The sequence below is a fragment of the Ekhidna sp. genome (assembly GCF_040220215.1).
GTDB lineage: Bacteria > Bacteroidota > Bacteroidia > Cytophagales > Cyclobacteriaceae > Ekhidna.
Genome location: NZ_JAVJTR010000010.1, coordinates 223,002 through 244,549 on the forward strand (window position 1 = coordinate 223,002; position 21,548 = coordinate 244,549).

At 41.0% G+C, this 21,548-nt stretch carries 24 protein-coding genes; 3 read left to right on the forward strand and 21 right to left on the reverse strand.

From position 1 onward, the window contains the following. Window positions 1-66: 66 nt before the first annotated feature. From RIC88_RS04145 to RIC88_RS04200, 12 genes are all read right to left on the reverse strand, one after another. A complete protein-coding gene (locus RIC88_RS04145) occupies window positions 67-660 on the reverse strand; it encodes a hypothetical protein (protein ID WP_350216217.1) in 594 nt (197 codons plus the stop codon). Continuing rightward, window positions 653-1,138: an RNA polymerase sigma factor gene (locus RIC88_RS04150; protein WP_350216218.1), complete on the reverse strand. Its 486-nt coding sequence runs from the start codon at window positions 1,136-1,138 to the stop codon at window positions 653-655. The genes RIC88_RS04145 and RIC88_RS04150 overlap by 8 nt, the downstream gene beginning before the upstream one ends. Further along, window positions 1,128-1,970, reverse strand: coding sequence for an alpha/beta fold hydrolase (locus RIC88_RS04155; RefSeq protein ID WP_350216220.1), 843 nt, complete (start codon window positions 1,968-1,970; stop codon window positions 1,128-1,130). Before RIC88_RS04155 ends, RIC88_RS04150 begins: the two co-directional genes overlap by 11 nt. Before the next feature lie 80 nt (window positions 1,971-2,050). Further along, window positions 2,051-2,863, reverse strand: a complete 813-nt coding sequence (locus tag RIC88_RS04160) for an ion transporter (protein ID WP_350216221.1) — start codon at window positions 2,861-2,863, stop codon at window positions 2,051-2,053. 157 nt (window positions 2,864-3,020) lie between these two features. Continuing rightward, window positions 3,021-4,616 (reverse strand): ribosomal protection-like ABC-F family protein, encoded by a 1,596-nt coding sequence (gene abc-f, locus RIC88_RS04165; RefSeq protein WP_350216222.1) that lies wholly within the window; start codon window positions 4,614-4,616, stop codon window positions 3,021-3,023. Between the two features lie 62 nt (window positions 4,617-4,678). Beyond that, a complete protein-coding gene (locus RIC88_RS04170; RefSeq protein WP_350216223.1) occupies window positions 4,679-5,347 on the reverse strand; it encodes a hemerythrin domain-containing protein in 669 nt (222 codons plus the stop codon). Window positions 5,348-5,377: 30 nt separating this feature from the next. Then, window positions 5,378-6,187, reverse strand: a complete 810-nt coding sequence (locus RIC88_RS04175; RefSeq protein WP_350216224.1) for a helix-turn-helix domain-containing protein — start codon at window positions 6,185-6,187, stop codon at window positions 5,378-5,380. A gap of 117 nt (window positions 6,188-6,304) precedes the next feature. Further along, window positions 6,305-7,147, reverse strand: a complete 843-nt coding sequence (locus RIC88_RS04180; protein WP_350216260.1) for an alpha/beta fold hydrolase — start codon at window positions 7,145-7,147, stop codon at window positions 6,305-6,307. Between the two features lie 86 nt (window positions 7,148-7,233). Next, window positions 7,234-7,812: a hypothetical protein gene (locus RIC88_RS04185; protein WP_350216225.1), complete on the reverse strand. Its 579-nt coding sequence runs from the start codon at window positions 7,810-7,812 to the stop codon at window positions 7,234-7,236. A 155-nt stretch (window positions 7,813-7,967) separates the two neighbouring features. Continuing rightward, window positions 7,968-8,942 carry a hypothetical protein gene (locus RIC88_RS04190; protein WP_350216226.1) on the reverse strand — a complete coding sequence of 325 codons (975 nt, stop codon included), beginning with the start codon at window positions 8,940-8,942 and terminating at the stop codon, window positions 7,968-7,970. A gap of 69 nt (window positions 8,943-9,011) precedes the next feature. Then, window positions 9,012-9,353 carry a hypothetical protein gene (locus tag RIC88_RS04195; protein WP_350216227.1) on the reverse strand — a complete coding sequence of 114 codons (342 nt, stop codon included), beginning with the start codon at window positions 9,351-9,353 and terminating at the stop codon, window positions 9,012-9,014. 6 nt (window positions 9,354-9,359) lie between these two features. Continuing rightward, a complete protein-coding gene (locus RIC88_RS04200) occupies window positions 9,360-10,373 on the reverse strand; it encodes a histidine kinase dimerization/phospho-acceptor domain-containing protein (RefSeq protein ID WP_350216228.1) in 1,014 nt (337 codons plus the stop codon). Between the two features lie 78 nt (window positions 10,374-10,451). On the opposite strand from RIC88_RS04200, the gene hisB reads away from it, so the two are divergent. Next, entirely contained in the window at window positions 10,452-10,973 is a 522-nt protein-coding gene (gene hisB, locus RIC88_RS04205) for a histidinol-phosphatase (protein ID WP_350216229.1), read from the forward strand. A gap of 113 nt (window positions 10,974-11,086) precedes the next feature. Here hisB and RIC88_RS04210 read toward each other — a convergent pair whose 3' ends face one another. The 3 genes from RIC88_RS04210 to RIC88_RS04220 all read right to left on the reverse strand — a co-directional run bounded on the left by RIC88_RS04210 (window position 11,087) and on the right by RIC88_RS04220 (window position 13,980). Next, complete coding sequence (locus RIC88_RS04210; protein WP_350216230.1) at window positions 11,087-11,500, reverse strand: hypothetical protein; 414 nt, start codon at window positions 11,498-11,500, stop codon at window positions 11,087-11,089. 215 nt (window positions 11,501-11,715) lie between these two features. Further along, window positions 11,716-12,033, reverse strand: coding sequence for a GIY-YIG nuclease family protein (locus RIC88_RS04215; RefSeq protein ID WP_350216231.1), 318 nt, complete (start codon window positions 12,031-12,033; stop codon window positions 11,716-11,718). A gap of 438 nt (window positions 12,034-12,471) precedes the next feature. Beyond that, window positions 12,472-13,980 carry a M20/M25/M40 family metallo-hydrolase gene (locus tag RIC88_RS04220; RefSeq protein WP_350216232.1) on the reverse strand — a complete coding sequence of 503 codons (1,509 nt, stop codon included), beginning with the start codon at window positions 13,978-13,980 and terminating at the stop codon, window positions 12,472-12,474. Window positions 13,981-13,998: 18 nt separating this feature from the next. Here RIC88_RS04220 and RIC88_RS04225 point away from each other — a divergent pair, with 18 nt between their 5' ends. Then, the gene (locus RIC88_RS04225) at window positions 13,999-14,340 is read left to right on the forward strand and encodes an HIRAN domain-containing protein (protein WP_350216233.1); all 342 of its coding nucleotides are present in this window, start codon (window positions 13,999-14,001) and stop codon (window positions 14,338-14,340) included. 13 nt (window positions 14,341-14,353) lie between these two features. Next, a complete protein-coding gene (locus tag RIC88_RS04230) occupies window positions 14,354-14,737 on the forward strand; it encodes a cupin domain-containing protein (RefSeq protein ID WP_350216234.1) in 384 nt (127 codons plus the stop codon). A 176-nt stretch (window positions 14,738-14,913) separates the two neighbouring features. Here the strand turns inward: RIC88_RS04230 and RIC88_RS04235 are convergent, their stop codons facing one another. The 6 genes from RIC88_RS04235 to RIC88_RS04260 all read right to left on the reverse strand — a co-directional run bounded on the left by RIC88_RS04235 (window position 14,914) and on the right by RIC88_RS04260 (window position 21,547). After that, complete coding sequence (locus RIC88_RS04235) at window positions 14,914-16,230, reverse strand: cryptochrome/photolyase family protein (RefSeq protein ID WP_350216236.1); 1,317 nt, start codon at window positions 16,228-16,230, stop codon at window positions 14,914-14,916. A 47-nt stretch (window positions 16,231-16,277) separates the two neighbouring features. Continuing rightward, entirely contained in the window at window positions 16,278-17,726 is a 1,449-nt protein-coding gene (locus RIC88_RS04240) for an SDR family oxidoreductase (RefSeq protein ID WP_350216237.1), read from the reverse strand. Further along, window positions 17,726-18,445, reverse strand: coding sequence for an SDR family NAD(P)-dependent oxidoreductase (locus tag RIC88_RS04245; protein WP_350216238.1), 720 nt, complete (start codon window positions 18,443-18,445; stop codon window positions 17,726-17,728). Before RIC88_RS04245 ends, RIC88_RS04240 begins: the two co-directional genes overlap by 1 nt. Window positions 18,446-18,470: 25 nt before the next feature. Beyond that, window positions 18,471-19,784 (reverse strand): chromate efflux transporter, encoded by a 1,314-nt coding sequence (chrA, locus tag RIC88_RS04250; RefSeq protein ID WP_350216239.1) that lies wholly within the window; start codon window positions 19,782-19,784, stop codon window positions 18,471-18,473. Window positions 19,785-19,887: 103 nt separating this feature from the next. Beyond that, window positions 19,888-20,340: a hypothetical protein gene (locus RIC88_RS04255; protein WP_350216240.1), complete on the reverse strand. Its 453-nt coding sequence runs from the start codon at window positions 20,338-20,340 to the stop codon at window positions 19,888-19,890. Window positions 20,341-20,509: 169 nt separating this feature from the next. Continuing rightward, window positions 20,510-21,547 carry a zinc-dependent alcohol dehydrogenase family protein gene (locus RIC88_RS04260; RefSeq protein WP_350216241.1) on the reverse strand — a complete coding sequence of 346 codons (1,038 nt, stop codon included), beginning with the start codon at window positions 21,545-21,547 and terminating at the stop codon, window positions 20,510-20,512. Window position 21,548 lies beyond the last annotated feature (1 nt).

Sequence of the window (21,548 nt, forward strand, 5' to 3'; positions counted from 1 at the left end):
AGGGTTAAGTACCAGGCGGCTGGGTGTGACCAATGAAAATTAATGATTTTCTACAAATTTTAATTGCTACTCTTTCGCAATTTCTTCTTGTAATTCCTTCCATTCATTCAAGAGCCTCATTTCATCTTTAATTCCCTTTCGGATAGAATAACCAAAAATTGCCGCTGCAAGGAGGTATGATAAATCTATGAGCACGACTTGAGTTGTTGTAAAATACGTGGCAAACTCGGGTGTAAGTAAATAGAACCCTAACGTATAAGCTATCAATATGGAAATGGTCACCGGTCCGTGAATGCGCTTGCGATAGGCATAGAATCGTAAAGACTTTCCGCTTGAAACTGCCGTTGAATCGCTGATTTTCACCTTTGAGGCACGATAGATACTGTAGCATTCAATCAAGATACGGAGCAGTAATCCACCTGTCATCAGGACGATCCCTATATGGCTTAATACCCATTGAAGAGGCGCCACATAGATAAAGAACGCAGATATGCCAATCAGGGTAATGGTAAGGATTGCAATGTTTCCGATGTGCATATTTACCGCGCCCTTCATTTTCTTTTTAGAGAGGTTTATTACCTCAGCAGTGGATGGACGCTGAAGATTTTTCTCCTTTGCGTCATCCCATTTATTTTTTAGGTCTTCTAATAGATCACTCATTTTCTAATATTTTTTTAAGGCTCTTCTTGATGCGGTGGATTTTCACTCGCAGGTTACCCTCGTTGATTCCCACCACTTCTGCTATTTCATTGTATTCAAGTTCGTCCAGCACCATCATGATGATGAGTCTGTCCACTTCCCCCAATTGACCAATCGCATGATAGAGTTCTTGATGTTTCTGTTCTGCATTTCCCGAATCATCTGGAAGTTGCATGTACGCATCAATGGAGGTTTGATCTTTCAGTTTATTATCCCGGATATACTTCAAGCAGGTATTTACTGTAATTCGATAAATCCAGGTCTTATAGCTGGATGCACCCCTGAATTTCTCAAGGGCTCTCCAGGTATTAATAAATGACTCCTGAGTTAGATCATTTGCTAAGTCAGTATTTCCCTTCATAAAACCCAGGCACATCTGATTGACCATTCCGAAGTAATCAGTGTGCAGGGTTTCGAAAAGTTTGTTTTTATTGGGCATTGCTTGTTAGGTAGCTATTGATCTGCGAGTATAACCACTCCGGCTGATCAAACATGATAAAGTGCTTACTATCATCGGCTAACGAGATTGTTTTATTCGTCAGGTTCGTATATTGCTTTTCAAATGTTTGTTGACACATTTCTCGAGTAGGGAATGTCGCTCCCAGGATCAATGTCTTAATCTGAATATTTTCCAATGTGGGTCTCAGATCCAGTTTCAATAAATCCGTATATCCATAAACGTATGTTTTACGATCCGCAGCTATTGACCATCCTGCCATCATTTCTACTTTATCCTCCTGGTTGGTCATGTTTCTGGCCATCATGAGCGCCGTATTTTTGAAGGCATCATTGGGCATGTCCAGCATCTGATTGTTGTATGGACTGTCATACTGGAGAGAGGAAGCAGGTACACCGGGCATCATCAGTTCCCGCATGCAAGGGAGTGCATCGACCAGGATCAATCCGGTTACATGGTCACCTAATGCAGCAGCTAGATCAGTTGCCAGGTTTCCACCCATGCTGTGACCAATCACGGTCAGGTTGGTAAGCTTTTCTTCTTTCACATACTCAATCAAACGATCTTTGATAGGTGCGTACCAGGGAGTGCCAATGGGAACCAATCCATTGAAACCGGCGTAGGATACTGTGTGTGTTTCAAAAGTACCATTGAGGTTCTCGATGGTTTCATTCCATACCGATCCCGGAGTAGTGAAGCCCGGTAAAAAAAGAATTGGATTTCCTTCTCCGCTTTTTTCTACCTGAATAGGCGCCTGGCTTATTGCAAGCTGAGCAAAGAGGATGGCGCTAAATAAGAATGTTATTTTTTTCATGTCTGTTTTTGTTTTCAATTTCCTCTTTGAACCCAAAGACATGAGTTTGTTACACTTCTGTGAAAAAATAATTTGGATGACTACTTATTGTCCTTTTTTAGTGACGATACCTCTTTCTGTAACTGATCCAGCTTCTGATGCAATACTTTATGCTGAGCAGCCATAAACTGTTTCATTTGTTCTTCGTCTTCATGCATGCCTTTTAGCGCCAGTTGGTTCATGGTATTTACCACTATGGCGATGAATACATTGAGTGTAGTATAGGTAGCGATAAGTATAAAAGTCACAAAATAGACCGCTGAATAAGGGACGCCATCCATAATAGGACGGGCGATAGCCGATGACCAACTCTCTAGTGTCATAATCTGAAAAAGAGTAAAAAAGGAGGTGTGTAATGAACCAAAATATTCAGGGTACTGGGTAGCAAAAAGATTGTATCCTACGACAGCATATATGTAATAAACGATGGTGAGCAAAACCACAATCCACCCGATACTTGGAAGTGAGTGAAGGAGCGACTCAATGATGAGGCGAAGTTTTGGTAAGCTCTTAAGTAAACGTAGGGTTCGGATGATCCTTAATGCCCTGAAAATTGAGAATGACCCTGCAGCCGGAAGGATGGAGATACCTATTACGAAGAAGTCAAAGACATCCCAGCCATTGGTGAAAAACTTACGGCGGAAAATGAAAATTTTTAGAACAATCTCAATGGTGAAACACACCAGAATGACCATATCGAAAGTGTCGATGATTGGTTCATAGTCTTTCATCATCGTTGGATAGGTTTCCAACCCGATGAGAGCGGAATTTAGAATAATGATGAATGTGATGAAGTTCTGGAAACGGGGTGACTCCAGGAAGTTTTTAAGGATGTGCTCTACAAAACGGATCATGTGTGTCGGCGATAGGGTGAACGTTGAGGAAAGATAGCCTTGAATTGGTGAATAATTCCTAATAATTGATCAGTGAACAGGTTTTTACATAGATGGATGTCAAATAAAAGAGGTGAAATGATAAATGTTTTCAACAGGAATTTCACCATCTATAAAGTTATGGGCTTGAAAGATCCAGTGAGTTTTTTATTCCAACCTGTTCAAGAAAGACCTGGTCATGGGATACTATCAGAATCGTTCCTTGATATTCATTGATGGCGTGTGTCAGAATGGTTATGTTTTCAATATCAAGGTTGTTGGTTGGTTCATCCAGAGCGATGATGTCCGGAGTTTTGCTGGAGAGCGACAGGCACGCCAGTGAGAGCCTCATTCGTTCACCTCCACTAAGACTTGCACACAATTTTTTCCAGTCATTTGATTTAAATAAGAAGCGATTCAAGATGGTTTTCACTTCATGTTCAGGTAGCGAATTGTTATTATACGATTCTGCCTGGTCATAAATGGATACCCCATTTTGGATTATAGAATAATCCTGATCCAGATATATAGCAGTGAAATTTGCTCGACGTACTTCACCACGGTCTGGTTGTAGATGTCCCAAAACCAGTTTAATTAAAGTTGATTTTCCGGAACCATTATCGCCAAGGATAGCCAGCCTGTCTCCATTTCTGATTTCAAAACTTAGTGGACTCCTCCATATGGGAATAGAATTATAGCTATAGTTGATCTCTTGGGCGCTGACTAGTTGCTTCCCTTCATGCAGGGTGGACTGGCTAAATCCAACTTTAATTTTAAAAGGGTCAGTGCGCTTTTCCCGCAGCTCGCACAGCTCACTTCCGATGCTTTCCGTCTTCTGTATATGTGTGGTTTTTAACCGTGATGAAGTGTTTTCGGAATCATTCTTCATTTTATTTATCATCACTTTCGGCACACCTGCCTTTACCTGTTTCTTTTTCCCTCGGGACACTTGCTTTTGTTGTCGTTCTATGGTTTGTCTTTGTTTGACAATAACCTTTCGAAGCTCCTTTTCTTTGGTGTGTATGTCATGAAATAATGCTTCCTGTTCTAACTCTTTTTGCTTGAGATAATGCTGATAATTGCCCCCATATATTACCAGCGCATGTTTGTGCAATTCACATATCGTACTCATCCGATCGAGAAACGAACGATCATGACTCACGACAAGTAATGTGTGGGATGTTTGATCGATCCAAGTGTGTAGCTTTCTTTTTCCGGTCAGGTCCAGATGATTGCCCGGCTCATCCATTATGACCATTTGAGGTTGATGTATGGAGATACCTGAGAGGAAAACCCTTGTTTTTTGACCGCCACTTAGTCCTTCCAGTTTTTGTGTAAGTTTCAGGTTCTTCAGCCCCCATTTATGTAAAGCATCCATACAGCGTTCTTCAACCGACCAGTCATCATCAAGTGTCATCATATCATCTATTGTTCCGCCTCCGGCAAGTATTCGATGTAAAGCAGCGATTTTTTCCGCGACATTTAGGGATTGTGCGATTGTGAGATGGTCATACTGACTAACCAGCTGTGGGATGTAATACGGCGTAATGCGGATCTCTATTGTTCCTGAGGTAGGTTGAAGGTCCTTTGTGATAAGCTTCAAAAATGTGGATTTGCCTATACCATTTCTGCCAATCAAACCAACTTTATCACCCTTATTAATGTTCAGACTTATGCCGTCGAAGAGTGGGTCTTTGTTTGGATGTGAATACGATATGTTTTGCAGATGTATCAAATCGGAAAAGAGTTAAAAGCAAAGAGCCCGACCATTACAACCGGACTCCATGCGAACCATGATTAATTCATCATTTCATGGAGTGAGTTCCATCTGTGCTCTGGGATGCACTCATTGCCGATTGCATCGAATTTTTGTGCGACCTCTGGCGGAGCATTTTGTCTAACCTGACGAAACAGAGGAACCAGCTCACTCAAGTCCATGGCAGGAAGCATCCATTGTAGCCATTCGGTGTACCTTTCTGGATCCGTATCCAGTTGCACTCTCAGACGGACGTTTAGTAGTTCGTCGGAGGATAGGTGCTGAATGGACGCCTGAAGCAGTGTTTCTTCCTCGTGATTCATGTGCAGTAAGTAGTAGGCAATGAAGTCAGTAAATTTGATTCGAAGATTAGCCACCATTGCGTTTGGAATTTCGTCTTTCCGAACTGCCATCTTTAAATCTGCAAGCAAAGCTCTAAGACGCTCTACCTTTTTTGAATAGGCCTCATGCTCTTCAGTTGATTCTTCAGTGATCCCAGGAAGCGCTTTTTCAATAGCCGGGAAGATGATTTCATCCTCATGACGGGCATGTTCTTCCAGCAGTTCGAGGCTGTGCTCCAACTTGTCCACCATGAGTCTGCATTCCTCTTTGTTGGCAATGTTCGTACACTGCAGCTCACTGCCTAGCTGATAAAGCATCGCCCTGATGGCCTTATGAATTGGCGTAAATAAATCCACTTGTTGTTTCATATGTTTAAGTATTAAGATGATTCTGATTGACTACTCGATTGGCATATACCAGTCGGTGAGAAGGTTGTCTGGATTACCCGGATTGGGCAGGGTATGGAATGCCAGGTAGGAAATACCCTGACCATGGACAATGCCTTGACTTTCCATGTGTTTTCCAATAACTAGCGTCAGCCTCTGAAAATCTGCAGCATTAGCGCAAAAGCGATACTTGATGAATTTTCCACCAGGCACCTGTGTCTGAAAGAAGCGATTGGCTTCCAGCTTTGTCCCCGGTTTAGGGACAATTACCGCATCATACCTGCCCGGAAGGTCAGGTGTTATATTTTGGCAGGAGTGGAGGATGGCCAGATATTCGAATTGATCTTCGCTCAGCTCGTTCACTTGTAAATAACGATCCACCTCGCCCCAAACCTGATAAATTTCGCGGTGGAAGTAGTTTCCCACACTGGGGAATACTATGGCGTTGCGTGGCGGAAGTTTGATCAGTTCGTAATTAAGTGACAGGTATTCACTTTTTGGTACATGATGCACAGCTTCCAGATAATTATTGCTGGTACGGAATGATTTGGGTGAAACACCCATCACTTTTTTGAATGCTTTGTTAAAGGAACTAGCAGTCTCGTACCCAACCAAGTGCTTGATCTGTGCAATGGGAATTGTGGTGAGGGTAAGCATGTAGGCGGCTGTTTCGATTCGCTGGTGGATGATGAAATTGCGAATGGAATAACCAATCTTACTTTTAAACTTTCTGTGAAGGTAAAAAGGAGAGTAGCCAGAGAGCTTTGAAAGTCGCTCCAACGAAATGTCACCATCCAGGTGATGGTTGATGTACGATAGCAATTCCTTTACCAACGCTTAAATCGATATTTCGGCCAAAACTAGTATACGTAAAAGGCCGAAAGTTGTCCAATCTTGCTGTCTGTTGTTTTTTATTAATATACTTTCTCGAGGTAATTCTTAAAGCTTTGCTTCAATCCTTGCTAAAATATCTATTAGCAATTCATTAAAAACCTTGGGCTTTTCGATCATCGGATAATGACCAGTAGAATCAATATCTATCACCTCATAATTAACACCGGAGGTGTCCAGTCCATCACGACTGGTAGGAGAGGCATTGCTATTATTAAGATAGAGTGGCTGTTCTAATTTAGAAAGAAGCGTCTGTTCTTTTGATCCATAGTCCACCAGTGCTTTGAGGCTGCCGATGGCGCTGGCCGGATTGCTGGAGGCAAAATCATCCATTACACGTTTCTTCACCAAACTGTCTGTGCTATTGTGAAAAAGTGATCCTTCCGCATAGGCTGAAGCGATCTCTGCAAAGTTTTCACCCAGCATGACCATGAAGTCGTCTACCTGTTCTTGCACCTCGGGGGTTAATTCAGATCCTACATCTTTGAAATTATCAATACCGATCACGGCTATTACCTGATCATTATTTACTGCCGACTCCAACACCACGTTTCCTCCCATTGAGTGTCCAACCGATACAACATTTGAAAGATTTAGTTGTTTGATCAGTGTATTGACATCCTCTCCATATTTTTCTATGGTCCATTCCTCACGGTTTATACCTGACTCACCAAAACCAGGTAAGTCCATTGTTACTACACGATAGTCTGATTTCAAGGCGTCTACCTGGCTGTCCCAATAGGTTTGATCAATACACCAACCATGAACCAGCAGAACATTAAGATCTCCTTCACCATAAACCTCATAGGCGATCTGAACTTCTCCATTAAATACTTTGAATGTTTCAAATGAGCTTTCTGATTTATCGGAAGAAGGTGTGCAGGAAATCAGTTAAGCCATTCCAGCAATTAGAAGAAAATATATGAAACGCATAATAAAGATTTGATGCTACCCAAAAAGATAGCGATTTGTTCGATTTAACCGGAATCTCTTTTCATGAACCAGAGCGTATAGTTTGTGGATGGTTTCCACGTGTGATAAACGTTAAAGCCGAAGTACTCATACACCTGCTTATTTCGCTCTACCGATGTTTCCAGAAGGATGGGAAGCTGCTTTTCCAGCGAAAGCTGAAAGATTTCACGCTTGATATCATAGGCACCCGCTCCATCTTTCCTTTCGGGGTTTGTGCCCAAAAACCAGAAGTTGAAATGAGGGTCGTTGTGTCGATGCTTCTTGAGGTAACCTTCCCTCCTTAGCACATGCGGAACACGGGAAATACCAATCGCTTTTCTAATCAATTGAACTTGATTCCAATAGCTTATTAGACTTGATTTTGCCGGTTCTTTAAAGCAGATCGCTGCGGCGCTTTCATCATCCGAGAGGAAAACTCCATTATTCTCCAGACCGGTCTTTACCGCATATTCAATGAGTGCCTTCAATCTTTTCTGCACCTTCTCATCCTGCTTGATCACCCAAAGTGCACTTGGGTTAGTCTGGAAGGATTGGGTTAGGATATTGATGACTTTAGGTGCCTGGGAAGAGATGATTTTTTGCATGAGAACAATAACTATTTCAAAGTAACATCCTTGCTGCAAGGATTAAACTGAATTTTAGCATTAGTCTGTAAAATATAAAACCTGTGAAGAGTACTCCACAGGTTTTAATCAAATTTTTTAGACCCCACCTCAAATTGAGGAGTAGTCATCTGATGTTATTTTTCGTAACTACTGGGATCCCAAACAGGCTTAGTTATAGGTCCTGTAGGTCCATCAGAAAGGGCGCAAATTTCTTCACCGCCGAATGTACCTTCACATTCCATTTTTTGGTTTCCAAATCTGTATATGGCACCACTGTAAGGATTATCAAAAGGATCAGTTCCAGGGTTTTTCCAGTTTGTATTCATCCAATTAGGCCATTCATTTCCATTTAAGCCCTTCCTATCAGTGTAGTCAAATCCAACAATTCTACCCTCTTCAGAAAGATCAAATACCTCACCCTTTGAAGTAAAATCAATATCATTTTGACCAGCAGTAAAGTACATTCCATGTGAACCTTGTGCGGAATAAACAATCGGTTGATCTCCGATTTTCTCTATGTTCTCCCAAGCTTTGGTGGTACCATAATCATGTGTTGCTAAAAACATTTGGTATGGTTCAAGCACCCAATCTTCATCCCCCTTATCAATCCATCTTAATCTGACAGAGGCGTGTTCCCAATCACCTACATGGTTTTGGTACAAGTTTCCAGTGGCCTCATTGTAAGGATAGTAATAGAAATAGGTAATCTGGTACTTTGATTCATCTTTCTCAATCCAAAAAGCATACACTTCAGCTGTGCTTAAATCACCATGAAAAAAATCTAAAATATCAGCACCATTTTCAAGCGGTTCGGTTGTAGTCAAAGAATAGTAGTTGTTTTCTTCATTTAAATACCTTGTGAAATGCGGAAATGCAAAATCGATGGATGAAGGAAAGTATTTTTCATCTTTATCCATATAGGTGTATGGTGCATACTTCTTCATCAATTCCAACTTATAAGCATCGGAAATCTCAGGTTCGGGATCTGGAATAGGTGTTTCATCTACAATAATTTCCTCATCTTCCTCTTTGTTCAAAAGATCACAACTGGAAGTACCGAAGAAAAAAAATGCAATGGTCAGCGAGTAAATTAATTTGTTTTTTAACATGGTTTTGATTTTAACTTTTAAGCTGTTAGAACATTTATTTGAAAAGCTCTAAATTATATTCAATCAATTTCATGCATGAGTAGTATTAGATAAATGAGCAACTTTCTCAGTGGAATCCTGACAAATTTTAGATGATGGGTATTCTAAAAACTGTGTGAGTCGATTTTTTACCTGATTCTGAGTGAGGAACCCAGGCTGTGGTACAACCAGTCCTGACGGGTTTCTAAAACCTGTCAGGGCTAGATAGTTAGAAAAAGGGCATAGAATTAACTGCTGTTCTAAAGGGGGAACATCTTCATTAAGGTCTTCAATCGGTTTGATTTGATTCTCAGATTTACTTGATGATGTAGAACAAGAGTAAAGACACAAGTAGTCAGCAATGATCTGAAGAGATAAATTGATGATAGACATTGGTTACTATTCTTTTAAATATGACTCATTCAATATCTCATTGATTTCATGCACTACTTTATCCAAATCCTTGCATGATTTATTGAGGAGGATTAATAATTTATTGATCTCCTCCTGAGATTCAGCTTCTTTAAGAAGTTCAATGATACCCATGACATTGGTGAGTGGAGCCCTTAGTTCATGGGAGTTTTTAAAAGAAAACATCTGAAATTGAGTAGCCTGATCCAGTAGTTTCTTTGTTCGCTTATTTACAACCTTTTCCAGGTTTGAATTAATAATACTGATTTCATAGTTGGCAGACTCCAGGTCTTTTGACTGCTTTTCTATTTGTTGGTTTTTATGAGTTAGTTCAGCATTCTTTTTTTCTAAGGAATCAATAAGGCTGAGGTTTCTACGTTCATATTTTTCATTCTCTCTCTTGAAAAATATCGTGGCTACAATAAATATCACATAACTAGCTAATGTAATCACATGAAATGTGAAGTAGGATATTGATTCAAAGCCCATCTGGAAATAACCAATGTTTAAAAATTGATGGATGGGATCGAAAAAAAACAGTGGAATAAAACTGCCCATTAAACCAAGGGCGAGACCGACTTTTTCTTTGAAATTGAAAACCAATATGGGGATGACAGAGGTAGTCATGATGAATAGCCTGGGCATGAAATACATCGGCTCTTCTATTGTAACTTCATTCGACAACTTGACATTTATGGAAGAAATAAACGGATAAATGGAACACATCCAGCTTAAGATAATTCTGCTTAGAAGAGAGAAGCCCAATCTGTTCAGTGAAGAAATCATGGTGAAAGCACCAAAATTTCCAAATAAGAGAAATTGGTTAAATGTATTCCAGCCATTATACCTGTAGTGAACCAAGAAAAGAATTAACATGGTAATGAAGATGATAAAGACAAGACGGTTACTTATGATAACATTACGCGCTTTGTCAGCATCAGAAATCTTTTCTATTCCAACATTGGATATTTTACGCCATGTTTTTTTAATAAACTGATTCACTAGCGGTATAAGTAGATCAATTTAAAAATAGTGAATACATAATGGATTAGCGATTTTCACCGACTTATCTTCGCATCCATGCAACCAATTTTATTCATAGACCGTGACGGCACCATTATTCAGGAGACGGATGATGAGAAAATAGAGACCATCGAAAAGCTGGATTTCCTGCCTGAAGCCCTGTACTATCTGAAGAAGATCAAGGAGGAAACCAATTATAAGTTTGTTATGGTTACCAATCAGGATGGGCTGGGCACTGAGGCTTTCCCGGATCATGAGTTCTGGCCGGTGCATAACTTCATCATGCGGTTACTGGAAACCGAAGGTATTCGTTTTGATTCCGTTCACATTGATGAACATTATGAGAAAGACAATCATCCCAATCGCAAGCCGGGGACTGGCATGCTAAAAGAATACATGAAAGGAGATCACGATCTGGAGAACTCCTACGTGATTGGTGATCGTGCCACGGATGTTCAGCTTGCTCGAAACCTGGGGTGCAAGGCGATTTATCTTAGTTCAGCCTATTCAGATATTGAAACAGAGGCAGAGTTGAAACCTAAGGGGTGGAAGGAGATTTATGAATATTTGATTGGATAACATTGTCAGTCTGAGCCTGTCGAAGGCGACATATTACTTAAAACCAAATACTCCTTTGCCATTTCCTTACCCTTCGACAGGCTCAGGGTGACATCAGTGCTAAAATTCGCAACTTAAACTCTATTCCACGGAATGCCCAAGACCATCAGAACGAGTGAGATGGTGAAGAAGATAGCTTGGAAGCGGAATTTAACTTGTGCGTCCTGCGTTTTTTTGCTGATGGAACGCCCCACCTGAGCGGCTGCCACGGCAAACACCATTAGAGCGATATGCTCCACCGACCAGAAGCGAGAAATCGCATCACCCATGTTGTAGGTTATAAACGGACTATAAATGAAGTACAAGATCAATCCGGTAAGAAGCTGAAGATGCATCATCCCTACAAAAGACACTGCTACGATCTTGTCAAATTTTTTGTAATCACCCCCTCCAAAGAGGCCGATCAGTGATTTGAGTATTGCAATAACAACTGCGACAAGGATGAGCCATCTAAGGCCGGAGTGAAGGTGAAGTAGGAAATTGTACATGGGTTGAATTTTTTGCTCAAATATAGTGGGTGTGATTAATCTCATTTAGAAAGTCATCCTGAAATTGTTTCATGATTTATCATTAATAAGCATGCAATTGTCTGTTTGAGCTTGTCGAAGACTACATTGTTGTAATCAAACTTTTTACCGACGCTTCACCCACACCCTTCGACGAGCTCAGGGTGACGCCCAAGTTTAAATAGTGCTATACATTGTCAGTCTGAGCCTGTCGAAGACGACATTCCTTTTCTCTCATATGCTATGCTGAGTTTGGGAAGTTTATCCCATTCTCTCCTGATTAAGGTTTCTTTCTTTTCTCTTCTCCAACCCTTTACTTGTTTTTCAAAGGCGATGGCTTGATTGATGTCTCGAAAATGTTCTTCAAAAACAAGCTTGACCGGCCTTATTGAATAAGTATATGCTTTTCTGTTTTTACCTTCTTGGTGTTGGACTAGTCTGGATTCAATATCATTGGTTACTCCAACATAGTAGCTACCATCCGAGCATTTTAAGATGTATACGGTATATATCATCTACTCAAAAATAATTAGTTTTATCTACTTCCATTTCTTCGGTGAAACGCTTCTAACGATTCATTAAATTGTCAGTCTGAGTTTATCGAAGACGACAAACCATCGCTCAGCCCACACCCTTCGACGAGCTCAGGGTGATGCCCAAGTTTAAATAGGTGCTCTAGATTGTCAGTCTGAGCTTGTCGAAGATGACATGGTTGTAATCAAACTTTTCACCAACGCTTCACCACACCCTTCGACGCGCTCTGGGTGACACGCCCAAAGTGTGTAAGTAATGCTCTCCATTGTCAGTCTGAGTCTGTCGAAAACGACATTATTCAAAACAAATACGCCTTTGCCATTCCCACACCCTTAGACGTGCTCTGGGTGACACGCCCAAGTGTAAGTAATGCTCTCCACTGTCAGTCTGAGCTTGTCGCAGACGACATTCGATAATCACTACTCCATCGTCATCAAAGCACTCATTAATTTGATACCATACCAAAGATTTCCAATGCGCATGTTTTCATCAGCCGCATGCTGGTTGTTGTCGTGATTTGCAATCGGAAGGATGATCGCCGGTTTTTTTAACTCATCTGTAAACAAATAGAGTGGGAGAGAGCCACCTAATGTAGGTAGCAAGATTAGGTCGTCACCGGCAATATCCTTTGCCCTTGATATTACATCCTTTACGATTGGGATTTCCATCGAAGTTCGGGCCGCCGGATATCCATCAGACCTAGTCACTTTAGCAATTTTTGAATATTTCATCCTAGTTTCCTGATCAGGGTCTTCCCGGACGATATGGAATCCTTGCTTTTTAATATGTGCTTCAACCAGGTCTTTTTGTTTTTCAGGATCGCACCCTTTTACCAATCGCATGCCAATGGCTGCAGTTGCGGTGGCTGGCACTACATTACGAGCAAGCTTACCGGTATTGCCACTGCTAAGTCCTTTGATGGTTAGTGATGGGCGCAACAAACGCTCATTGTAAGATTCTGTGCCTTCCGGATCATTGATACCCAATTCTTGTTTAAGGTCTTCATCAATCAACGGAATGTTAGCTAAAGCTTCCTTTTCCAAATCACTTAGAGGCTCTACATCATCATAAAAGCCATCGATGATCACATCTCCATCATCATCTTTCATACTTGCGATGAGTTCAGAAAGCAGCTGACCCGGCACGGGAGCCCAGTTTCCGTAATGTCCACTATGAAGAGGTCTGTTGGGTCCATAGGTAGTAATCTCCATTCCGGTAACTCCACGCACACCAAAGACGAGTTGTGGCCTTCTGGACTGATGAATCGGTCCATCACAAAACATCCACAAATCAATTTCATCTACTAAACCCCGATTGTCATTTAGGTATTGCTTCAATTGCCTGGATCCTGCTTCTTCCTGCCCTTCAAAGAAGAACACCAGATTTGAAGTCACATTGATTTCATTTGACTGAATCATATCCAGTGCAGTCAGAATGGTAATGATTGGAGCCTTGTCATCACCTGCAGATCGTGCGTATATGCGCTGATCCTCATTAATCGCATCAAATGAATCCGGCATGGGAATCGGTGCACCCCCTTCGCTAATTGATTTGGAATAATAGGTAGGTTCCCATGGATCATTGGTCCAATTGGTTTTATCAACTGGTTGCCCATCGTAGTGTACATAAAATGCCAATGTTCGTGTCGCGCCATCGACAGGAAAATATCCATAAACAATAGGAGGGGTGCCTACCATTCTTAGCAGTTTGGTTTCCACTCCTCGCTTCTCCAATTCAGAAATGATATGATCTGCGTTCCTGTTAATGTTTGGAAGATCAAATGCCACATTTGGCATGGATAGTAATGTTTTGAAATCCTGAAGAATCTGAACACCATTCTTTTGAATATACTCCTCTGTGAGTTTGTTGATGTCTTGAGCAGTCGTTGAAAAAACGATTAGGATAAAAAATGCAAAAATGAGTCGCATGCGTTTTAAATTTGTTTTGTGGCTAAAATCATCAAAATACCTTCTGTCTTTGTCTATGAAACCAAAGTTGTTGGTGTGTCTAAAGATAATGCAAACGGATCATCCCGTCAGGAGATCATTAGACGAGAGGTCAAAGAAGATGATAAACTTTCCATGCAGGCTGAGCCTGAGAACCCATTTGATCCAAATGCAGTGAAAGTGCTTTCCAAAAATGGAAATCAGATTGGCTATCTCAACAAAGAGATGGCAGAAACCATCAAGTCGGCATTGGACAACCAAACCGAGATCCATGTCACTGCCAAATGGGTGAATGGGGAGAAGATGTTGGGGGTTGGGTTGAGGATTGAGCTGGTAAGTTGAATGCCTCAATTCTATGATAAAACACCTTACCATATTTACATTTTTAATTATCGGATTTGCATTGACGACTATGGCACAAAAGAGTGAAAGCTTCGAATTGAAAAAGTTGCTGAAAGAGGCTCAAATTAGTGAAGGAAATTACCTGAAATTTATTGATAACAGTAAACTTAGTTCGGGAATCTATGAATTGAAAAAAGGAGAGAAAGATCCTCAACAGCCACACGAATGGGATGAGTTGTATTATGTATTAGAAGGCAAAGCACAACTCCAGGTTGAGGGCAAAATCTATGAGGCTGTTCCGGGCTCTGTTTTGTTTGTTGCTGCAAAGGTTGATCACAAATTCATAAACATAGCGAAAGACTTGAAAGTGTTGGTTTTCTTTTCTAAAAAGGAGTAGTTGGGATCAACATTCCGAATTGTTGAGAGGAAATTAGTCTTCTTAGGTTAATTTGAAATCAATCAACAAAAGGTTGATTTCTCGTCATTTTAAATTGAAGTACTACCCGTAACAAATAACGATAAACTATTGATTAACAATAAATTATATATTGTTTTTTACTTTTACTAAAATATTTAGTTTTTAGTGTGGTTTGAGTTTATTGCCCTCTTGTAGACTTCCAGGCATCTCTCCCTTGCTTCCTTGTGATCCACGATTGGATCGGGATAATGTTCGGTGTTGATTTCCGGTATCCATTTGTTGATATACTTCCGATCCTTATCAAATTTTTCGGTCTGAGAATATGGATTAAAAATGCGAAAGTAGGGTTGCGAATCTACCCCGGTTCCGGCGGCCCACTGCCAACCTCCATTGTTACTGGCTAGTTCATAGTCCAGTAATTTTTCAGCAAAGTAGGCTTCTCCCCATCGCCAGTCAATGAGTAAATGTTTGGTCAAAAAACTAGCAACAACCATCCGCACCCGGTTGTGCATAAATCCTGTTTTATTGAGCTCCCGCATCCCGGCATCCACAATCGGATATCCGGTCTTTCCCTTCATCCATTTCTCAAATTCTTCTTCGTTATTTCGCCACTTTATTGCGTCATATTTTCGATTGAAATTGGCATCTACAACCTTGGGGAAATGCCATAGAATTGCTTGATAAAAATCTCGCCAGATCAGTTCATTGAGATACTTTTCATTTAGGCCTTTTGCCTCCTTCACCAGATGCCGAATACTCACTGTTCCAAAGCGGAGATGAATGCTCATTCTGCTCGTACCACGGATGGCAGGAATGTCTCGTGTTTCATCATATTTTGTAACGATACTTTCGTTCAGTTTTCGTTCAGGAAATTCAATTCCTGCCGGTTCAAATCCTACTTCTTCCAGACTTGGAAAATCAAGTGAAGAGGCTTGATGCCAATTGGATTCTTTCTCTAATTTGTATGCACTCAGATGCCCACCTTCCAGGGTCTTTTTCCAGAGCCTACTGTAAGGGGTATAGACTACATAGGGGTCGCCATTATCTTTGACAATTTCATTTTTTTCGAAAATGACATGATCCTTCTTTGCTCGAAATTCGATTCCATGATCTACCAATAAATCATGGACTTTTTGATCTCGATCCCGGGCATAGGGCTCATAATCTTTGTTGGCCCAAACTGCTTTAATAGCGTAATCATCCAACAGGTTTTTCCATACTTCTATAGGATCACCAATCCGTATATCCATGGTTCCACCTTGGTGGGTGATTTCTCCTTGAAGTCGTACTAGTTCCTGATGAATAAACTCAACCCGTGCGTCTTTTTTCGGCAGGTCTTCTAGAATATTTGAATCAAAAATGAAGATGGGTTGTACCGGATATTGTTCTTGATGAGCGTGATACAGACTTCTGTTGTCTTCCAGTCGGAGGTCTCTTCTGAACCAGAATATGGTGACTTGTGGTTTGGGCATGCGTTTCTTTTTAAGTCCCCTCCCTGGAAGGATCGGGGTGGGGTGAGTCATTTATACGATATTAAATTCTTCGCCATATTTCTAAAGATTGGACCATGAAAGGGGAGTACGATATACCAGTATAATCTTCCCCATAATCCCAGTGGTCTAAAGGTGGCTGTTTGAATTAAGCAGAACCTTTCCTCGTGTTTCTTGATTCGAAATTCCAACCAGGCATCTCCAGGGACTTTCATTTCTGCAAATAATAATAATCGTCTTTCCCCTTTATTCGCATAAAGTACGCGCCAGAAGTCGAGAGCATCTCCTCCTTTCAACTCATTTGGACTCCTTCTTCCACGTCTCAGGCCAACACCACCCACTAATTTGTCAAAGAACCCGCGAATTTTCCATAGGAAATTTCCATAATACCAGCCACGATCGCCCCCAATGCTCCATATGTTGTCAAGTACATCATCCACGTTCCCATCTATCGGATAGGTTCGTGAATCAATGAAACACCCATATTTAGGAGCTTCCAGTTGTTGCAGAAAAGTATAGTTAAAGTCGGGGTTTGAAAAAGAGTCTTTCCAGCTTGAAACCACCTGTTTTTGATTGATTCGAAGAAAGGTTCGTTCCAAAGACTGTTTATAAGTCAGCTTGTCAATAGAAACAACTTCATCAATGCTGTCGTCTCGGACAATGACCTCATTTTTCATGCTATCTACCAGGTTTCTGGCCAGTCGATAAGAAGTGGAGGTGACGAGATAAAGCCAGAGTGACGAAAGCTTTATGGTCAATACCGGGACCGTTAGAATGTACCGCTTAAGTCCACGCACTTCTCCAAATTGAAGTAACATTTGCTTGTAAGTAAGAATGTCCTTTCCCCCAATATCGAACGTTCGATTGTAGGATTTTTTATTTCCTAAAATACCTTTCAAGTATTCCAAAACATTATAAACCCCGATAGGTTGACATCTGCTATTCAACCATTTTGGTGCAATCATGATGGGTAGTTTTTCTACCAGATCCCGGATGATTTCAAACGAAGCACCACCCGATCCTATGATAATGGCAGACCGTAGCACGGTCAATGGTACTTTTGATTCTTTGAGAATGACTTCTACATTTTGCCGTGAAGAAAGATGATCCGAAAGCTCTTCATCATTGGCAATACCACCCAAATAGATTATTTGATTTGCCTTGGTAGTTGCGAGATAGGAGACAAAGTGCTCGGCGGTCTTAGCTTCAAGTGTGCTGAACTCTTTACTGTTTGATGTCAGCGAGTGAATAAGATAATAAGCAGCATCAATGTCGCTGGGAAGATTTTCAAGGCTTTGACGATCCAAAAAATCACATTCGATGACATGGACAGATTTCAGGAAAGTGTCATCAAAATCTTCAAAATCGAACCTACGTTTATCCCGAACGGGGCAAACGACCTCATGACCTGCTTCCACCAGTTCTGGAAGTAAACGACGGCCAATGTAGCCAGTAGAGCCTGTAAGTAGAATTTTCATTAAAGCGGTCTTATTGCAGACATTCCACCATCCAGCCCGATGATTTGTCCCGTCATCCAACTGGATTCGTCTGAAAGAAGAAAGGTAGCCATTTTAGCCACTTCTTCAGCTGTACCCACACGGTTGAGTGCGTGACGTTTGCCTGATGATTCCTTTTTCTCGTCTGAGGATAGTATTCGCTTAGCCAGGGGAGTATCTGTTATAGATGGGGCAATGCAGTTCACACGCACGCTTGAAGCTAATTCTGCAGCCAGCGTTCTGGTGAGACCTTCAATTGCCCCTTTACTGGTGGCAACCGATGAATGAAATGGCATTCCCTGTTGTACAGCAACCGTACTAAAAAAGACGATTGAAGCATTTCCATTTTTCTTTAATTGATTGACTATAGGTTGCAATGTTTTAATGGCACCCTTGACGTTAATCTCAAAGTCTTCCTGAAAATCTTTCAGTTTTAATCCATGAAAGGGTTTTAGGTTTATGGTTCCGGGGCAATACGCAAAACCATCGATAGTTTCAAGGTCTAGGTTTGGCCCATCATCTGATGTTACATCATATACAACATGATTGACATTTGAGAGTGAGTCAAGCTCACCTTTGCTTCTTGAAAGCACCGTGACACTGTGTCCGGCTTTTGATAATTGTTTGGTTAGTTCGTATCCTATGCCAGAGCTGCCTCCGACAATTACATAGTTTTTTGACATGCTTGTATAACTAAGCATGCAAATAAAAGTTTAAAAATACAGATTAAGCTAGCTCTATAAAATAACGAGTGAGTCCGAATAATGCGCTTACACCGATCCAGGTAATCATGTTGACCTTATAGCGGTAAAGTGCAAGAAAAGATACGATAATCCACAGTAGGACTACATAGTCCAGTTTCAGGATGCTTAGTTCTTGAGGGAAAAGAACCACCTTTCCAAGATAGATTGTAAGGTTTAGGATAACGCCAACCACAGCGGCAGTTACAATGCTCAATGCCTTTTTTATGCTCTCATTGTCCCTGGTCTTTTCAATGATAGGTGCCCCAGCAAAAATAAATAGAAAGCAAGGTATGAATGTGTAAATGGTGGTAGTGATGAGTCCCAGCGATCCCATTAAAATTGAACCATTAAAGGAATTGTACCCAGCCATAAATCCAACAAATACCAATACCATCACTAACGGTCCGGGAGTTGTCTCACCTAAAGCCAACCCGTCAATCATTTGAAGTTCGGATAGCCAATGAAGCTTTTCAACACTTACCTGAGCGACATAAGGCAAGACTGCATAGGCGCCACCAAATGTTACAAATGCAGCTTTGGTAAAGAAAAGTGAAAGGGTTTTCCAGAAGGCAAAATCAGCAGAAAAAAAATAGAAAATCGCTAATGGAATGATCCAAATGATACCAGCTGCAATTATTTGCCTAATCAATCGAATGCTTTTGAATCCTGCCGTTTCTATCTTATGGTTTTCATTGATGAAATAACTTTCCTCAGCTTTTGACAGCTGAGTTTTAGCAGAATTGGTCTGATGGAAAAGTGATGGAATCAATTTCCTGGTCAAAAATGCGATCAGAAGTGCAACAAGGATAATCAAAGGGAAGGGGATGTTAAAAAAGAAAATACTTACAAAAGCAGCGATGGCGATGATGAAGTGAAAGGCTGTGTGCAAGGATTTTTTGCCAATTTTGATTAAGGCAAGGATAACAATCGCAATTACTGCCGGTTTTAATCCCTCGAACATTGCGTAGACCCAGGGTATATTTCCATAAGTGACATACAGCGTGGTAAGGCCAAGCAAGATGAACATAGATGGGAAGATGAAGAAGACCCCAGCTACCAAACCACCTTTGGTGCCATGGAGTAACCAGCCGGTATAAGTTGCCAATTGCTGGGCTTCAGGACCCGGCAGAATCATAGTGTAATTGAGAGCATGCAGGAACCTGCTGTCAGAAATCCATTTTTTCTTATCGACTAGAAATTCATGCATGATGGCAATCTGTCCTGCTGGCCCACCAAAACTTATGAATCCGAGTTTTAACCAAAACCAAAAAGCTTCCTTAAAGGCAGGTTTGTTCATCTTAGGTTTATTAAGCAGTATGAAATTCAAACTGGCAAATTAATGCAGAAGGGATTATCTAATGGATGTTTGGTATTATCAGTATATTAATATTGGCACTATCCTAGTTCTCAATTCTTACATAAGATTCGTAGGTGGTTTCTTCTTCTCCTTTGATCACTTGTGTGTAAGTACTGTCTGTCACATCAATTGCAATCCGAAAAAAATTACCTCCATTGCTGATGGCTTGTCGAAATGCCCAGGATCCGGAGAGCATGGTTTCATATAAAGTGTCCCCCTCTATGTTGTAAGTCCCATAGCCAAACCACTCGGTATATTTAGCCGGAGATTCAAAGCCCCACATGACGCTCCCATCAACGTACATTTTGTATTGTACTCGTTCATCTGTTGATGAATCCCCTTCATTGGTAACGGTCATATAGTCTGTCATCCTCCATGCCCCGGTTAGTTTATCGCGCACTTGTTCTTCGCCCCCTGTCAACTGGACTGCTGGTGTTTTAGGTTGACAATTGATAACTAATAATACTAGCACAAACAGAACGACTGAATATTTCATTTTTGTGGATCTTAGGTTTAATTATAATTTAATTAAAATTTCGCATAATTTCTTTTTATAGATTAAAAATTTGGGATTCAGAGAGATTTAGCTAATAAAAGGACTAATAAAGTGTCTATAAACCTTCTTTTTTACTCGTGATTATCTTGAAAAGATTCGCTTAAGGATTTTAAAAAGAGTTAATAACCAATGCTCCCGAGTGCTCAAATTTATTCATGCTGGGTAAGGCAGAAATCGCGTCTTCCAGAGACATGGTTTTTTCAATCAACCTTTGGGGTTTCAGGATTCCATCCGTTATCATTTTTAGCATTTTTGGATATCTGAATGCCTGCATGCCATGGCTGCCTACAATTTCCAGTTCTTTAGCAAGAACTTGATCCATGGGTATTTTAGGGTGCTGGTGATCACCGGTCATTAAACCAACTTGTATATGTCTTCCTCTTTTTCGAAGACTTGAAATAGAATTGAAACAAGTATCCTGGCTGCCCAGAGCGTCAATGGACACATGTGCACCACCCATGGTGACAGACTGAATTGAAGGTATCACCTCGTTTGATTTCGCATTTATGGTGATGGCAGCTCCAAGTTCTTTTGCAAGGCACAGAGTATCCTCATTGATATCAATAGCCACTACCTGAGCACCCAATGCATTTGCAATCATGATAGCTGAAAGTCCTACTCCACCACAACCATGCACTGCTACAAACTGACCTTTCTCAACCTTTCCCTGATCTACTACTGCACGGAATGAAGTGATAAATCGACAACCAAGAATAGAAGCTGTAATGTCATCTATTTGTTCAGGAAGCTTCACCAGGTTGGTATCTGCATAATCCAGGGCTACATATTCGGCAAACGAACCCCAATGAGTAAATCCGGGTTGAGATTGCTGATCGCACACCTGGTGATTTCCCGAACTGCATTGCGGACATGAACCACATCCACAAACGAATGGCACAGTAACCCGATCTCCTTTTTTAAAAAGCTTTACTTCCTTTCCAAGCTCCTCTATAATTCCTGTCATCTCATGCCCTGGAACATGTGGTAATTTAATATCAGGATCATGTCCCATCCATCCATGCCAGTCACTTCTACATAATCCAGCGGCAGCCACCTTAACCACTACTCCATGTGGTTTTGGTTTTGGATCGTTAACATTCTGAATCGAAAGTGTTCCCCGGAATTGCTCGTATATGATGGCTTTCATG

Bases quoted from the DNA above. Each gene is read 5' to 3' on its own strand.
- RIC88_RS04145 (WP_350216217.1), bottom strand. From the start codon at position 660: ATGAGTGATCTATTAGAAGACCTAAAAAATAAATGGGATGACGCAAAG.
- RIC88_RS04150 (WP_350216218.1), bottom strand. From the start codon at position 1,138: ATGCCCAATAAAAACAAACTTTTCGAAACCCTGCACACTGATTACTTC.
- RIC88_RS04155 (WP_350216220.1), bottom strand. From the start codon at position 1,970: ATGAAAAAAATAACATTCTTATTTAGCGCCATCCTCTTTGCTCAGCTT.
- RIC88_RS04160 (WP_350216221.1), bottom strand. From the start codon at position 2,863: ATGATCCGTTTTGTAGAGCACATCCTTAAAAACTTCCTGGAGTCACCC.
- RIC88_RS04170 (WP_350216223.1), bottom strand. From the start codon at position 5,347: ATGAAACAACAAGTGGATTTATTTACGCCAATTCATAAGGCCATCAGG.
- RIC88_RS04185 (WP_350216225.1), bottom strand. From the start codon at position 7,812: ATGCAAAAAATCATCTCTTCCCAGGCACCTAAAGTCATCAATATCCTA.
- RIC88_RS04190 (WP_350216226.1), bottom strand. From the start codon at position 8,942: ATGTTAAAAAACAAATTAATTTACTCGCTGACCATTGCATTTTTTTTC.
- RIC88_RS04195 (WP_350216227.1), bottom strand. From the start codon at position 9,353: ATGTCTATCATCAATTTATCTCTTCAGATCATTGCTGACTACTTGTGT.
- hisB (WP_350216229.1), top strand. From the start codon at position 10,452: ATGCAACCAATTTTATTCATAGACCGTGACGGCACCATTATTCAGGAG.
- RIC88_RS04210 (WP_350216230.1), bottom strand. From the start codon at position 11,500: ATGTACAATTTCCTACTTCACCTTCACTCCGGCCTTAGATGGCTCATC.
- RIC88_RS04215 (WP_350216231.1), bottom strand. From the start codon at position 12,033: ATGATATATACCGTATACATCTTAAAATGCTCGGATGGTAGCTACTAT.
- RIC88_RS04220 (WP_350216232.1), bottom strand. From the start codon at position 13,980: ATGCGACTCATTTTTGCATTTTTTATCCTAATCGTTTTTTCAACGACT.
- RIC88_RS04230 (WP_350216234.1), top strand. From the start codon at position 14,354: ATGATAAAACACCTTACCATATTTACATTTTTAATTATCGGATTTGCA.
- RIC88_RS04235 (WP_350216236.1), bottom strand. From the start codon at position 16,230: ATGCCCAAACCACAAGTCACCATATTCTGGTTCAGAAGAGACCTCCGA.
- RIC88_RS04240 (WP_350216237.1), bottom strand. From the start codon at position 17,726: ATGAAAATTCTACTTACAGGCTCTACTGGCTACATTGGCCGTCGTTTA.
- RIC88_RS04245 (WP_350216238.1), bottom strand. From the start codon at position 18,445: ATGCTTAGTTATACAAGCATGTCAAAAAACTATGTAATTGTCGGAGGC.
- chrA (WP_350216239.1), bottom strand. From the start codon at position 19,784: ATGAACAAACCTGCCTTTAAGGAAGCTTTTTGGTTTTGGTTAAAACTC.
- RIC88_RS04255 (WP_350216240.1), bottom strand. From the start codon at position 20,340: ATGAAATATTCAGTCGTTCTGTTTGTGCTAGTATTATTAGTTATCAAT.
- RIC88_RS04260 (WP_350216241.1), bottom strand. From the start codon at position 21,547: ATGAAAGCCATCATATACGAGCAATTCCGGGGAACACTTTCGATTCAG.